Source organism: Caulobacter sp. GW821-FHT10C03 (assembly GCF_059415485.1).
In genome coordinates, this window is record NZ_JBWKNI010000006.1 from 86372 (window position 1) to 99431 (window position 13060).

The 13060-nt window shown below is 71.1% G+C and carries 14 protein-coding genes and 2 pseudogenes; 10 read left to right on the forward strand and 6 right to left on the reverse strand.

All coding sequences use genetic code 11. The annotated features are described in order from the left end of the window. Positions 1–8 precede the first annotated feature (8 nt). Positions 9–116: pseudogene (locus AC07NG_RS09670) on the reverse strand (hypothetical protein); the annotation flags it as partial. 34 nt (positions 117–150) lie between these two features. Next, positions 151–909, reverse strand: a complete 759-nt coding sequence (locus AC07NG_RS09675; RefSeq protein WP_494593613.1) for an alpha/beta fold hydrolase — start codon at positions 907–909, stop codon at positions 151–153. Positions 910–997: 88 nt separating this feature from the next. Here AC07NG_RS09675 and AC07NG_RS09680 point away from each other — a divergent pair, with 88 nt between their 5' ends. After that, positions 998–1771 carry a tyrosine-protein phosphatase gene (locus AC07NG_RS09680; RefSeq protein ID WP_494593615.1) on the forward strand — a complete coding sequence of 258 codons (774 nt, stop codon included), beginning with the start codon at positions 998–1000 and terminating at the stop codon, positions 1769–1771. Positions 1772–1784: 13 nt separating this feature from the next. On the opposite strand, the gene AC07NG_RS09685 is transcribed toward AC07NG_RS09680, so the two are convergent. Next, positions 1785–2645 (reverse strand): N-acyl homoserine lactonase family protein, encoded by an 861-nt coding sequence (locus AC07NG_RS09685; protein ID WP_494593617.1) that lies wholly within the window; start codon positions 2643–2645, stop codon positions 1785–1787. Positions 2646–2780: 135 nt separating this feature from the next. On the opposite strand from AC07NG_RS09685, the gene AC07NG_RS09690 reads away from it, so the two are divergent. The 4 genes and pseudogenes from AC07NG_RS09690 (at position 2781) to AC07NG_RS09705 (ending at position 7352) form a co-directional block, all read left to right on the forward strand. Then, positions 2781–3683 carry a helix-turn-helix transcriptional regulator gene (locus AC07NG_RS09690; protein WP_494593620.1) on the forward strand — a complete coding sequence of 301 codons (903 nt, stop codon included), beginning with the start codon at positions 2781–2783 and terminating at the stop codon, positions 3681–3683. Positions 3684–3755: 72 nt separating this feature from the next. Beyond that, positions 3756–5201, forward strand: a complete 1446-nt coding sequence (locus AC07NG_RS09695; protein WP_494593622.1) for an MFS transporter — start codon at positions 3756–3758, stop codon at positions 5199–5201. A 19-nt stretch (positions 5202–5220) separates the two neighbouring features. Beyond that, positions 5221–6564 (forward strand): annotated as a pseudogene (gene pabB / locus AC07NG_RS09700) (aminodeoxychorismate synthase, component I); the annotation flags it as partial. Further along, positions 6561–7352, forward strand: a complete 792-nt coding sequence (locus tag AC07NG_RS09705; protein WP_494593624.1) for an aminotransferase class IV — start codon at positions 6561–6563, stop codon at positions 7350–7352. The pseudogene pabB and the gene AC07NG_RS09705, both read left to right, overlap by 4 nt. A gap of 4 nt (positions 7353–7356) precedes the next feature. Here the strand turns inward: AC07NG_RS09705 and AC07NG_RS09710 are convergent, their stop codons facing one another. From AC07NG_RS09710 to AC07NG_RS09720, 3 genes are all read right to left on the reverse strand, one after another. Continuing rightward, positions 7357–7923, reverse strand: a complete 567-nt coding sequence (locus AC07NG_RS09710) for a TadE/TadG family type IV pilus assembly protein (protein WP_494593626.1) — start codon at positions 7921–7923, stop codon at positions 7357–7359. Beyond that, positions 7920–8510 carry a TadE/TadG family type IV pilus assembly protein gene (locus tag AC07NG_RS09715; protein WP_494593628.1) on the reverse strand — a complete coding sequence of 197 codons (591 nt, stop codon included), beginning with the start codon at positions 8508–8510 and terminating at the stop codon, positions 7920–7922. The genes AC07NG_RS09710 and AC07NG_RS09715 overlap by 4 nt, the downstream gene beginning before the upstream one ends. A 129-nt stretch (positions 8511–8639) precedes the next feature. After that, positions 8640–9068, reverse strand: a complete 429-nt coding sequence (locus AC07NG_RS09720) for a pilus assembly protein N-terminal domain-containing protein (protein ID WP_494593630.1) — start codon at positions 9066–9068, stop codon at positions 8640–8642. A gap of 315 nt (positions 9069–9383) precedes the next feature. Here AC07NG_RS09720 and AC07NG_RS09725 point away from each other — a divergent pair, with 315 nt between their 5' ends. From AC07NG_RS09725 to AC07NG_RS09745, 5 genes are all read left to right on the forward strand, one after another. After that, positions 9384–9563: a Flp family type IVb pilin gene (locus tag AC07NG_RS09725; RefSeq protein ID WP_110119565.1), complete on the forward strand. Its 180-nt coding sequence runs from the start codon at positions 9384–9386 to the stop codon at positions 9561–9563. Between the two features lie 28 nt (positions 9564–9591). Then, positions 9592–9768 carry a Flp family type IVb pilin gene (locus AC07NG_RS09730; protein WP_110119566.1) on the forward strand — a complete coding sequence of 59 codons (177 nt, stop codon included), beginning with the start codon at positions 9592–9594 and terminating at the stop codon, positions 9766–9768. Positions 9769–9951: 183 nt separating this feature from the next. Continuing rightward, the gene (locus AC07NG_RS09735) at positions 9952–10464 is read left to right on the forward strand and encodes an A24 family peptidase (protein ID WP_494593633.1); all 513 of its coding nucleotides are present in this window, start codon (positions 9952–9954) and stop codon (positions 10462–10464) included. A 199-nt stretch (positions 10465–10663) separates the two neighbouring features. Next, positions 10664–11551 carry a Flp pilus assembly protein CpaB gene (gene cpaB / locus AC07NG_RS09740; protein ID WP_487291975.1) on the forward strand — a complete coding sequence of 296 codons (888 nt, stop codon included), beginning with the start codon at positions 10664–10666 and terminating at the stop codon, positions 11549–11551. Then, a complete protein-coding gene (locus AC07NG_RS09745) occupies positions 11548–13053 on the forward strand; it encodes a type II and III secretion system protein family protein (protein ID WP_492856701.1) in 1506 nt (501 codons plus the stop codon). Before cpaB ends, AC07NG_RS09745 begins: the two co-directional genes overlap by 4 nt. The last annotated feature ends 7 nt before the right edge of the window (positions 13054–13060 follow it).

Below are 13060 nucleotides of genomic sequence, written 5' to 3' on the forward strand. Positions count from 1 at the left end.
TTTTTGTTCCCTCTTCCATAGGGAGAGGGAGGGGCCCGCCGCGCAGCGGTGGGAGGGTGAGGGGTTACGAGGTTTGACGGCGTGCCGGCGCTCCGTCGCACGCCGTAACCCCTCACCCCGGCCCTCTCCCTATGGGAGAGGGAGACGTCCCTACCGCGACGCCCGGTCCAGGAAGCCGACGATCCCCGCCGCCAGGGCCGGCTCCATGACCGCGCTCATGTGGTCGCCGGGTACGCGCTGGGCGCGAGCGTTGGGCAAAAGGCCGGCCAGGGCCTCGGCCGAGCCGTTGTCGTCGTCGCGCTGGCCGGCGATGACTAGGGTCGGGACGTCGATGCGGGCGATGTCTTCGGCCGAGGTCGGGACGAAGGCGTTGAGTACCCCCAGCATGGCCTCGGGCTTGAGGCCTCCAGCGGCGATCATCGCCTGCACGCGACGGCCGACGCGGGGGTCTCTGGCCTGGTCGCCGTTGCGGATGGCGTCCTCGAACATCGCCGCCCGCTCGCCCGCGCCCATCAGGCCCGACGCGCCCATGCCGGCCAGCACCAGCCGCTCGGGCCGCGCCCCGCGCACCAGCATCCGCACCGCCGTGCGCGCGCCCAGCGAATAGCCCACGAGATCGTAGTCGGTGAGGTGCAGGTGCGAGACCAGCGCCTGCTGGTCCATGGCCAGCACGTCGGCGGGCCAGGCGGCCGGGTCGGTGGGGGCGTCGGAGCGGCCATGGCCGCGCAGGTCCGGGGCGATCACCTTGCGGCCGGCCTGGGCCAGGGCCGCGGCGACGCCAGGCAGGAACCAGTTGCTCTCGGCGCTGGCCAGAAATCCGTGCAGCAGCAGGGTCGGCCAGCCCTCGCCCAGGGTGCGGTAGGCGATGGAAACGCCGTCGAAGCTCTGGAATCGCTGGACCGGAAGCATGGGGGCAGCTTCCGCGCAGTTGCACGATCCGTCCAGTCGCCTGAGCGGACGTCTCGATTTCGTCGCCGTGGATCGCTACATCGGGGCCATGACCCGTCAAATCCCCCTGCAAGGCGTCGAGAACTTCCGCGACTACGGCGACTACGCCGCCGGGGCGGGCCGGTTGAAGAAGGGCCTGCTGTTCCGCGCCGCCCACCAGGCCGACGCCACCGACGAGGACCTCTCGGCCATGGCCGGCCTGGGCATCGTCACCATCGTCGACCTGCGCCGCAGCCAGGAGCGCAGCCACCAGCCCTCGCGCCGCTGGGAAGGCTTCGCCGCCGAGGTGATCGACAACGACCTGGGCGGCCAGGGCGACGATCCCTGGCTGACCTTCCTGCGCGGCTGGGATTTCTCGGAAGGCGACTTCCGCGGCTACATGATGGAATCCTATCGCCGGAAGCCGTTCACGCCGCGCCACGTCGATCTCTTCAGGCGCTACTTCGCCGCCCTGGCCCAGGCCAAGGGGCCGGTGCTGATCCACTGCGCCGCCGGCAAGGACCGCACGGGCCTGCTGGCCGCCCTGACCCACAGCCTGGCCGGGGTGTCGCGCGACGATCTGGTCGAGGACTATCTCGCCACCAACGATCCCGAGCGCTACGGCCGCATCGGCGAGCAGATCGGCCGCCACTTCGCCGACTACACCGGCGTCGTCCCGCCCGAGGCGGCGATCCGCGCGGCTCTCGGCGTCGAGGCCGAATACATTCTGGCCTCGATCGAGGCCATGGAGGCGGCCCACGGCTCGATCGAGGCCTATCTGGAGGCCGTGCTGGGCGTCGACGCCAAGACCCGCGAGGCGATCTCGGCGCACATCCTGGCGTAGCTTCGCCTAAGAGCTAGCGGGACGCTTCTGGAAAACGGGCCAGCTTCCGCACGTCGCCTGGGTCGTGCTGGACGATGATCCGCGCCTTCAGGGTGGTCGCCAGCTGGGCGAGGCGATCGATCGACGCCAGGGAGTCGGCGCGGTCGGTGTTCCAGGTCGGCACGCGGCGCGGGGCCAACTGGGTCTCCAGGTGGGCGACGTCGCCGCTGAGGATCACCGCCCCGGTCTGGGGAAGCCGGACCAGCAGCGCCTGTTCGCCGGGCGTGTGGCCGGGCGCGGCCAGGATGGTGACCGATCCGTCGCCGAACACGTCGCGGTCGCCCTGGATCGGATCGATCGCGCCGCCGCCGGTCAGCCAGGGCGCCAGCAGGCTGGGATCGGCGAAGGGCGGAGAGCCCGCGCGCAGGGCGGCCAGATCCGCCGCGCCGATCAGCAGGGTGGCGCGCGGGAACAGGGCGGCCTGTCCGACATGGTCGAAATGATAGTGGCTGATCGCCAGCCGGCCGATCTGGTCGGGGCGCACGCCGATCGCTGCCAGCTGGCTTTCCAGGTCCTGGTCGAGGGTGGCGCTGATCGGCTGGTCGTCGAGAGGCTTGCCCAGTAGCGCGCGCGGCAGGCCCGCGTCCCACAGCAGGTAGTCGTCGCCGTGCTGGATGAGATAGCAGCCGTTGCTGAGCTGGCGCGTCTGGCCGGCATAGGCGCCGGTGTCGGACAGCGGCGAGGCGTCGTTCATCTGGATCCGGCCGCAGTCCAGCCGCCACAGGCGCAGCGGCGCCGGCCCCGGTGTGGGTGTCGCGGCCGTCGCCGGAACCGCGCCCAGAGCGCCCAGGGTCAGGAAAAGGCTCGTCGTCAGTCTCAGCCAGGTTCTACGCATGTCGTCCTCACTCGTGGATGGAGGATCGACTAGCCGGCGAACGGGCGGGGCGAGGCCCCCGGACGCTCGACCATGAGCCCGAAACGCTCGCTTTGCGGCTTGCCTCGCCGCACCGACCCGTCGAAGGGTTGAGCCATGGACCTCGACCTTTCCGCGATCACCGACAAGAGCCTGCGCCAGGCGTTGCTGGCGCGGCTGGCGGCGCTCAGGTCGCGGGGCGCGGCGGGGGCGCATCACTATGCCGGGTCCGACGGCGGGGCGGTGTTCGGCTATTGCTGCTTCGTCCGCGAGCGGATCGCCCAGCTGCGTCTTTCCGATCCGCTGATCGTCGTCGTGCTCAGCGGCGCCAAGGAGCTTTGGGCCGGCGAGCGCTGCGAGCGCATTCCGGCCGGCGTTCCGTTCGTCATCCCGGCCGGGGTGACCTTCGACATCGTCAATGCGCCGGACGCCGCCACGGGGCGCTACGAGTCCGTCGCCATCACCATCGACGAGGCGCTGCGGCGATCGGCGCGACGCCTGGCCGGGCCGGGGGATCAGCCGGAGCGGGCCGGACGCTGGGCTTCCAGGTCGGCCATCGCCCTGACGCCGGACCTGGTCGAGGCGTTCGGCCACGCCGCCGCCGCCCTGACCGATCCTGACCAGGCGACGGCCCTGGCGCGCCACCGCATCCTCGAGATCCTGCTGCTGGTGCGGCGGGCGCCGGCCGCGGCCGGCCTCTTCGCCACGACGATCCGGACGCGGGCCGAGGAGATCGTCCGCCAGGATCCGGGGCGGAGCTGGCGGGTGGAGGCCCTGGCGCGGGCCATGGGCCTGGGCGCCTCGACCCTGCGGCGACGGCTGGCGGCCGAAGGCGGATCGTTCCGCCAACTGCTGCTGGAGGCCCGGATGGCGGCGGCGCGGGAGTTGCTGACCCACGACGCCTATAGCGTGGCCCAGGCGGCGCAGGCGGCCGGCTACAGTTCGCGGTCGCACTTCGCGCGGCGGTTCCGCGTCGCCCATGGGGTTCGTCCGGGTCGCCTGCGCGCGGTGACGACGTGACAAACGCTCGTTTGCGAGCCAGGCTCCGCTTCAGGGCCGCGTCAGACGGCCCTTAGGGAAGGGCGGAGAGGCATGAGCGAGGTCCTGGACGGCGCGCCGTCGGCCGTGGGTGAGGGCTCGCGCGTCCCCCAATCAGCTCCGGTTAAGGCGCCTCTGACGCGGGGCGGGCTGTCCTGGGTGCTGCACCAGGGCTCCCGCGACGTCTATGTGGTGCTGGTCACCATCTATATCTTCGCCCCCTACTTCTCGGGCGTGCTGGTCGGAGACCCGGTGCGGGGCCAGGCGATCATGGCCCAGATCGCCACCGCCTACGGCCTGCTGGTGGCCCTGACCGCCCCGGTGCTGGGCGCGTCGATCGAGCAGTACGGGCCGCGCAAGCCGCTGATCACCCTGGCCCTGACCACCATGCTGCCGCTGCTGGTGCTGCTGTGGTGGTCGATGCCCGCCGGCGGGCTGCCGCTGTGGGCGACGTCGCTGACGCTGATCGTGCTGGGCGTGGCCTATAACTGGGGCGACGCGCTGAACAACGCCCTGCTGCCGCGCGCGGCGGCCACGCCTGCTCAGGCCCCGCTGCTGTCGGGCCTCGGCTATTTCCTGTCCAACGGCCTGTCGGTGCTGATGCTGGTGCTGATGCTGTGGGGCTTCGTACTGCCGGGACAGGTGGACTGGCCGGGGATCCCCAGGACGCCGCTGCTGGGACTTTCCACCGGCAACCACGAGCCCAGCCGCCTGGCCGGACCGCTGTCGGCGCTGATCATGGCCCTGGGGGCGATCCCGTTCCTGCTGTGGACGCCGGACGCGCCGCGCACCGGGCTTTCGGCCCGCGCCAGCCTGACGGCGGGCCTGGCGTTGCTGCGCGACACCTTCGCCAACCTCAAGGGCCATCGCGACGTGGCCACCTTCCTGGGCGCGCGCATGCTCTATTGCGACGGCATGACCGCGCTTCTGGTGTTCGGCGGGCTGTTCGCGGCCGGGCTGATGGGCTGGGGGCCGCTGGAGATGCTGGTCTATGGCGTGTCGCTGAGCCTGGTCGGCTCGCTGGGCGGCTTCCTGGCCCCGGCGCTCGACCGCCGGCTCGGGCCCAAGCAGGCGGTGCAGGTCGAGATCGCCGGCTGTCTCGTCGCGCTGATCTGCGCCCTGGGCATGCGGCGCGACCGCATCCTCTATGTCTTTCCCTATGATCCCGCCGGACCGGCGGTGTGGGACGGGCCGCTGTTCCGCACCGCGCCGGAGCTGCTCTATGTGGGGCTGGGCCTGATCATCGCCGTCTGCGTCACCGCCCAGTACGCCTCGAGCCGCACCCTGCTGGTGCGCCTGGCCCCGCCGGACCGCACGGCGGCCTTCTTCGGGCTCTACGCCCTTTCGGGCACGGCGACGGTGTGGCTGGGCTCGGCCCTGGTGGCGGCGGCGACCTCCGTCTTCAACAGCCAGGTCGCCGGCTTCCTGCCGATCGTCGGCCTGCTGGCCCTGGGCTTTGCGGCCCTGTTCGCGGTGCGCGGCGGCGGACGGGAAGCTTGAGGCGCCAGCCGGACGGGCCTATCACCCGCCGATGCGCGACGTCGCCCTCATCGCCGCCCCCTGGCGCGACCCTCTCTGGGCGGCGGCCCCCTGGCGGGACGAGCCCTTCGCCTGCGCCCTGCTGTCGGGCGGGGCGGGCGAGCGCTGGTCCTACCTGCTGCGTGATCCGGACCAGACCCTGACCCTGGCGGCCGCCGACCGCCGCGATCCCTTTCAGGCCCTGGCCGCCTTGGTCGGCCCACCGCTGCCCGTCGATCCGGAAGGCCCGCCGTTCCAGGGCGGCGTGATGGGCCTGGCGTCCTACGAACTGGGCGATCGGATCGAGGCCCTGAACCTTCCGCGCGGCGACTGGCCCGACCTGGTCTGCGCCCGCTATCCGGCCCTGCTGGCCTTCGACCACCTGGCGCGGACCATCGTCGCCGTCGGTCGGGGCGAGGGGAAGGCGCAGGCCGAAAGCCGCGCCCGCGCCGCCCTGGCCTGGCTGGACGCTCCGGCCCGCGACCCGTTCGAAGGCCGGCTGTGCGAGGCGCTGCAGGCCGAGCCGCCCGCCGCCTACGAGGCGGCGGTCGCCGAGGTGGTCGAGCGGATCCTGGCCGGCGAGATCTTCCAGGCCAACATCGCCCGGGCCTGGCGCGGGCGGCTGGCGGCGCAGGCCGATCCCTTCGATCTTTTCGTCCGTCTACGGAGCATGAGCCCGGCGCCGTTCGCGGCCTGGCTGCGCCTGCCGGGGCGGGCCATGGTCTCCAACTCGCCCGAGCGGTTCCTGAAGGTGCGCGGCGGGGCGATCGAGACCCGGCCGATCAAGGGCACCCGGCCGCGCGGCGCGACGCCGCCGCAGGACCGCGCCCTGGCCGCCGAGCTCTTGGCCAGCGCCAAGGACCGGGCCGAGAACCTGATGATCGTCGACCTGATGCGCAACGACCTGGCCCGGGTCAGCCCGGCCGGCAGCGTGCGCACGCCCGAGCTCTTCAAGGTCGAGACCTACGCCAACGTCCATCACCTGGTTTCGACGGTGGAGGGGCGGCTGAAACCGGGCCTCGGCGTCGCCGACCTGTTGCGGGCGACCTTCCCGCCCGGCTCGATCACCGGCGCGCCCAAGGTGCAGGCCATGAAGGTGATCGCCGGCCTGGAGGGGCCGCGCGGCCCCTATTGCGGTTCGCTGTTCTGGGCCGGCTTCGACGGGGCGTTCGAGTCCAGCGTGCTGATCCGGTCGGTGGGGCTGGTCGAGGACGCCGAGGGCTGGCGGCTGGAGGCCAAGGCCGGCGCCGGCATCGTCGCCGACAGCGACCCGCTGGCCGAGCGCCTGGAGACCGAGGCCAAGATCGACGCCCTGCGCCGGGCGCTGACCGGGGAGGGGGTATGACCATCGACGCCGTTCCTTTGAGCGCCGTTTCTTTGAGTGACAGGGGCCTGCTGCTGGGCGACGGCCTGTTCGAGACCCTGCTGGCGGTGGATGGCGTCGTCCGGCACGTCGAGGCTCACCTCGACCGCATGGCCGCCGGTTGCGAGGCCCTGGGCTTGCCGCCGCCGGATCGCGCGGCGGCTCGCGCCTTGATCGAGGCCGCCCCCGCCGAGGCGGGTCTGACCGAGGGCCGCGCCGCCGTGCGCCTGACCCTGACCGCCGGCTCGGGCGGGCGGGGGCTCGATCGGCCCGAGGCGCCGGCCTTGCGGCTGTTCGCCTCCTGCGCCGCCGCGCCGCCGGCCGGGGCGCCGGCGTCGGCGGTGATCGCCACGGTCCGCCGCAACGAGGGCTCGCCGGCCTCGCGGCTGAAGACCCTGGCCTATCTCGACAACGTGCTGGCCCGCGCCGAGGCCCGGGCGGCGGGGGCGGACGAGGCCCTGATGCTGAACAATCGCGGCGAACTGGCCTGCGCCTCGGCCGGCAACCTGTTCTGGCTGGACGGCGAGACCCTGGCGACGCCGGCCCTGGCCTGCGGCGTGCTGGCCGGCCTGGCGCGAGGGCGGGTGATGGCCGCCGCGCGCGCCATGGGCCTTTCGGTGGTCGAGGTCGCCGTGGGGCCCGAGGCGCTGACCTCGGCGCGGGCGGCGTTCCTGACCAACAGCCTGACGGGTGTGCGGCCGCTGCGGCGGCTGGACGGCCGCGCGTTGGGCGAGGACCCGCGCGTCGCGGCCCTGGCGGCGGCGATCTAGCGCCCTAGGAGGTCGCCCAGGTCACCGTGTCGGACTTGCGCGGCCGCAGGTAGAAGGTGCGCTTGAAGGTGATGCTCTTGGAGATCAGCATCGAGGTCGGCGAGGCGTAGGTGTAGCTGGCCGTGCTCATGATGACGCTGCTGCTCTTGGGCAGCACGCCGTCCGAGACGGTGACCGTGGCGTTGGCCTTGGGGCAGTCCGAGGCGTTGCTGTTGGCGGTCCAGGCCACGGTGCCCTTGCGCGTGCCGTCGGAGGCCGCCGCCGTGGTGTCCGAGGTCAGGCTGACCAGGCACATCTTCAGGTTCGTCGACGAGAACGGCGACATCACCGTCTTGCCGATCGTGAAGATGTCGGTGATCCGGCTCTGGGTGATGGTGGCGTTCTGGGCCGCGATGTCGCCGATCAGCGAGGTGGTGTGGCTGAGGCGGCGCTGGGCCATCATCGCCTGGGTTACTTCGCACATGCCGAAATAGAAGAGGATCAGCAGCGGCGCCAGGACGGCGAACTCCACGGCCACGGCGCCGCGGGTGTCGCGCCAGAGGCGCGCGCGGGAGAGAAGGCGGGCGATCATGAGGGGCACGTCACGCTGCTGGCCGTGGTGCTGTTGTACGGCTCGTTGACGAAGGCGGTGGCGGCGGTGAGCGTGCGCTTGCCCTGGCTGTTGGTCGACAGCGCGCTCTGCAGCAGCGGCGTGATCACCGGCCAGGCGTAATAGGCGCGCACCACGACCAGCGAGGCCGGACCGCCGGGATCCCAGCAGGTGGTGGTCGGCGTCTTCAGGCTGCTGGCCGAGGCGAAGGTGCTGACCGTGCGAACATCGACGCGCAGGGCCGAGGCGCAGGGGCCCTCCAGCCAGGTCATGCGCGTGCAGACCGCGCTCTTGAAGCTGCTGGCGGTGCCGCTGGCGACCTGCACCTGGCCGGTGCGGATCTCGCGGCTGGTGTCGATGACCGCGTTCTCCAGGGTCACGCCGGCGAAGAAGATCAGCCCCAGCTCGATCAGGCCGAAGAACAGCAGCAGGAACGGGATCATCAGCAGGGCGAACTCGACCGCCGTCGCGCCGCCTTCGTCGCGCGCCAGGGCGGCCGCGCGACCCATGCGCAGGCGGCGGGCGGCGAGCCGCAGGCGGGCTCGGAACGATAAGGGCGGAGTCCCCATGCGAAGGTCCGTGGCTGATACCGGGCGACCTTAGCCCACGCTCCCTAACCGCCTCCTAATCGCGGGGCGGCGGGATCCAATCAGGAAGATGCGCGTGCCCGCGTATGTACGCGGGCGAGGGCGGCGGCTTTAGGGCTGGCCGGCCGCCGGGGCGCTGGTGGTCGAGGTCAGGACGGTGCAGCGGCCGTCGCAGGCGTAGGTCGAGGCGTTGGCGCCGCGCTGGACGGTGACGGCGTCGGCCGAGACCTCGGTGACCAGCACCTGGCCGCCGGCCAGGGCGCGGCCCTGGGCGTCGAAGGCGAACACGGTGGTCACGCCCACGCGCTTGCCCAGGATCACCAGCGTGCGGTCGTTGACCACGCTGACGTCGGCGATCTGCGGGTCGCCGACCACGATCTCGCGGGCCGAGCCGTTCAGCGGCAGGGTGGTCGCCTGGCCCGCGGCCACCGAGAGGGTGCGCGGAACGGCCGGAGCCGGGGTCGGAGCAGCCGCCTGGGCCGCGGCGGCGGCCGCGCAAAGGCTGAAGAAAGCGACGATGGCGAGCGAGAGGCGGCGCATGGCGGTCCTGTCGGAGCAAATTCAACGCCCATGACTTTGCCGAAGAATGGTCAATAAAAGACTAAGGACTGCTTGCCTGCGACAAACTGGACTGTTCAAAAGTCCTTAGAAATAAGGCGGTTGCGACGCTCTAAAACCGACTTGGTTAAGAGTTGCTAATGGTAAAATTAAATAAACCAAAAGAAAAATCGCAGAAAAGTTCTGTTGTTTACTGTCGATTAAGCGAGGTTGGCGAAATTGATCGTGTTTTCGGGGGTGAACAAGTCGCAGCGGCTTGCTGACCCAGCCAAGTTTTTCTCAGCAGGAGATCAAGTCATGTCGAAGTTTGTCACGCGCTTCCTGAAGGACGAGTCGGGCGCCACGGCCATCGAATACGGCCTCATCATCGCCCTGATCGCCGTCGTCATCGTGACCGCGTTCACCACCCTGCGTCCGGCTCTGTCGAGCGCCTTCGGTAAGGCCACCACCGAGCTGAACACCGCGGCGGCCGGCTAATAGCCAGCTGTTGATGGAGAGGCGACCGATGGTTGTGTTCTGCGAACGCTTCCTGAAGGACAGCCGGGGCGCGACCTCGATCGAATACGGCCTCATCGCCGCCTTGATCAGCGTCGTCGTCCTGGCCGCCGTCCAGCTCCTGGTTCCGGCCATCGCCGGGGCCTTCGGCCAAGCCGAGACCCAGCTCAGAGCCGTCGCGCAGTAAAAGCGACAGCGCCGAGCTTCAGAACTTGGGCCGCGTCCTCGCAAGGGACGCGGCCCTTGTCTTTTCCGGGTTCTGCTTTCGGGATCTCTGGCGAAGTCTTCGCCTTCGTTTCGGCGCCGCTCGGAAACCATTGCTTCATTGGCCGTGGGGTAGGGTTGGTTCAGCAGCCGTCCGGAATTGCAGATGCAGACCCTGTCCTTTCTTCCCCTGATCGTCTTCGCGGGCCTGGCGGTGGTCGCCGGCCTGAAGGACGTCACCAGCTACACCATCCCCAACTGGATCTCGCTGGCCCTGCTGGGCGCTTTCCCGTTCGCGGCGCTGCTGGGCGGCGTGGGCTGGACCACGGCGGGCCTGTGCCTGGCGGTGGGCTTCGGCCTGCTGCTGGTCGGCATGCTGATGTTCGCCCTGCGCTGGGTGGGCGGCGGCGACGCCAAGTTCCTGGCCGCCTGCGCCCTGTGGATGGGCGTCACGGGCCTGCCTTCGTTCCTGCTGATCACGGCCCTGGCCGGCGGCGCCCTGACCTTCGGCCTGATGAGCCTGCGCTCGGGATGGCTGGAGCCGATCATCGCCGGCAGCCCGGCCTGGGTGCGCCGTCTCGGCGACAAGAAGGGCGACGTGCCCTACGGCGTGGCCATCGCGTTTGGCGCCCTGGCCGCTCTCCCGCAGAGCGCGATCGGCCTGGCGATCCTCAACTAATTTCGGCGCGCGCCGCGTTCGGCGGCCGCGTCAGGCTGTCGCGGCCGGGAAGCCCTTTGGAGGGCAGGTCCTTTAGCGGCTGTTAACCATGGGCGCCCCAGTCTGGGATGCGGCCAGAACGGCTGTCGATCCAAGCGTCCGCTGGCCTGAAGGCCGCGACGCCCGCAGCCCGCCTCGCCGACCAGAGCCCCGCCCGCGCATGAATCCCGTCAGAATCATCATCGTCCTGGTGGCCGCCGTCTCGGCGATCGGCCTGGCCGTGCTGATGCAGAAGGCCGTCGGCGGCAAGCCCGCCAAGGCCGCCGCTGTCGCCTCGGCCCCCGCTCCCGGCCTCGACGCCAAGCCCATGACCCTGGTCCTGGTCGCCAAGCGCGACCTGTCGATCGGCGCGCGCCTGGGCCATGACGACGTCGAGTGGAAGGCCTGGCCGGCCGACGCCGTCAGCCCCGTCTACATCACCAACGGCGCGGCTCCGGTCGAACCCGCCAACGGCGCGGCCAAGGCGGTCAAGACCGTCGGCGACGCCACCGGCCTGGGTGGGGCGGCTCCCGAAGCGGCCGTCGAAGGCGCGATCGTCCGCGACCCGCTGCTGGCCGGCGAGCCCATCGTGCCGCGCAAGATCGTCCGCGGCGGCGAGGGCGGCTACCTGTCCGTCGTGCTCTCGCCCGGCGCCCGCGCCATGGCCGTGCCAGTCACCTCCGAGACCGCCGCCGGCGGCTTCATCCTGCCCGGCGACCGGGTCGACGTGCTGCAGACCCGCGACGCGCCGAACACCGAAGGCGCCAGCTCCGGCAAGCAGGTGATGGCCGAGACCGTGCTTCAGAACATCCGCGTCCTGGCGCTCGACCAGTCGACCACGGCCGACAAGGACGCCAAGACCATCGTCGCGGCCACCGCCACCCTCGAGGTGCGCCCGGCCGAGGCCGAGGCCCTGACCCGCGCCAAGGCGTCGGGTCCCGTCACCCTGGCGCTGCGCGCCTACACCGACCTGGGCGGCCCGTCCGGCGTCGCCGCGCCCACCCAGGACTCCACGGTCATCCGCATCAATCGCGGCGGACAGACTTCTAGCATCGCGGTGCGCCAATGATCCGCCGGTTCGCTTCCGTTTCTCTCGCCGTCTTGACGGCCCTGGCGCCGGCCATGGCCCCCGTGGCGGCCTGGGCCGACGGCCCGCCGGCCGGCGACCGGGTCTATCGCCCGGCCCGCGCCGTCTCGCGCCCCGTCGCGGCCGTTCCCGACTACGCCCCGGCGCCGGTCGCCGACCAGGTGCTGCGCATCGACCTGACCGCCGGTCCGGGCGCTCGCACGCTGAACCTGCCGCGCGGCAAGTCGGCGATCATCGAGCTGCCGTCCGACGTGCGCGACCTCTTGGTGACCAACCCGCAGGTGGCCGACGCCGTGCTGCGCAACCCGCGCCGCATCTATGTGCTGGGCCTGGGCAAGGGCACGACCGACGCTGTGTTCTTCGACGCGGCCGGCCGCCGGCTGCTGTCGCTGGCCATCCGCGTCGACGAGGACTCCAGCACGCTGCAGGACACCCTGCGCAAGGTGCTGCCCGCCTCGCGCATCGAGGTGCAGGCGGTCCGCGACAGCCTGATCCTGACCGGCATGGTCGCCAACGCCGCCGAGGCCAACACCGCTTCGCAGATCGCCGCCCAGTTCGTCTCCAAGCCCGACCAGGTGGTCAACCTGCTGTCGGTCGCCGGCAAGGACCAGGTGACGCTGAAGGTCCGGGTCATCGAGGTCCAGCGCAACATCGTCAAGCAGCTGGGCGTCAACGTCTCGGCCGCGCTGAACCAGCTGGGCAGCAACAACTTCTCGATCGGCTTCGAGCCCAAGTACGCGATCAACAACGGCCTGCAGGGCGGCGGCACGATCGGCGCCACCATCGGCGGCAGCAACAACAGCGCCACGGCCAGCGTGCAGGCGCTCGAGCGCGTGGGCCTGGTGCGCACGCTGAGCGAGCCGAACCTGACGGCGGTGTCGGGCGAGGCCGGCCGCTTCCTGGTCGGTGGCGAATTCCCGGTGCCCGTCGACATGTCGGAGACCGGCAAGGTCACCCTGCAGTTCAAGCCCTACGGCGTCAGCCTGGGCTACACGCCGGTGGTGCTGTCGGGTGGCCGCATCTCGCTGAAGCTGTCGACCGAGGTCTCCGAACTGACCAGCGTCGGCGCCTACAGCCTGACTTCCGGCACCTCCACCGTCGTGGTGCCCGGCCTCAGCGTGCGCCGCGCCGAGACCACGGTCGAGCTGCCGTCGGGCGGCTCGCTGATGATCGCCGGCCTGCTGCAGCAGCAGAGCAAGGAAAACATCGACGCCCTGCCGGGGCTGAAGAGCCTGCCGATCCTCGGCGGCCTGTTCCGGTCGCGCGACTATCTGAACGGCGAGACCGAACTGGTGATCCTGGTCACGCCCTACATCGTCGATCCGACCAAGCCGGCCGACCTGCAGACGCCGGCCGACGGCCTGCGGCTGGCGGGCGACATGGGCACGGTGCTGCTCGGGCGGCTGAACACGGTGGTCAACGCGCCGGCCGGCGCCAACGCCAACCGCAGCTATCAGGGGCCTGTCGGCTATGTCATCGAATAGGGACGCG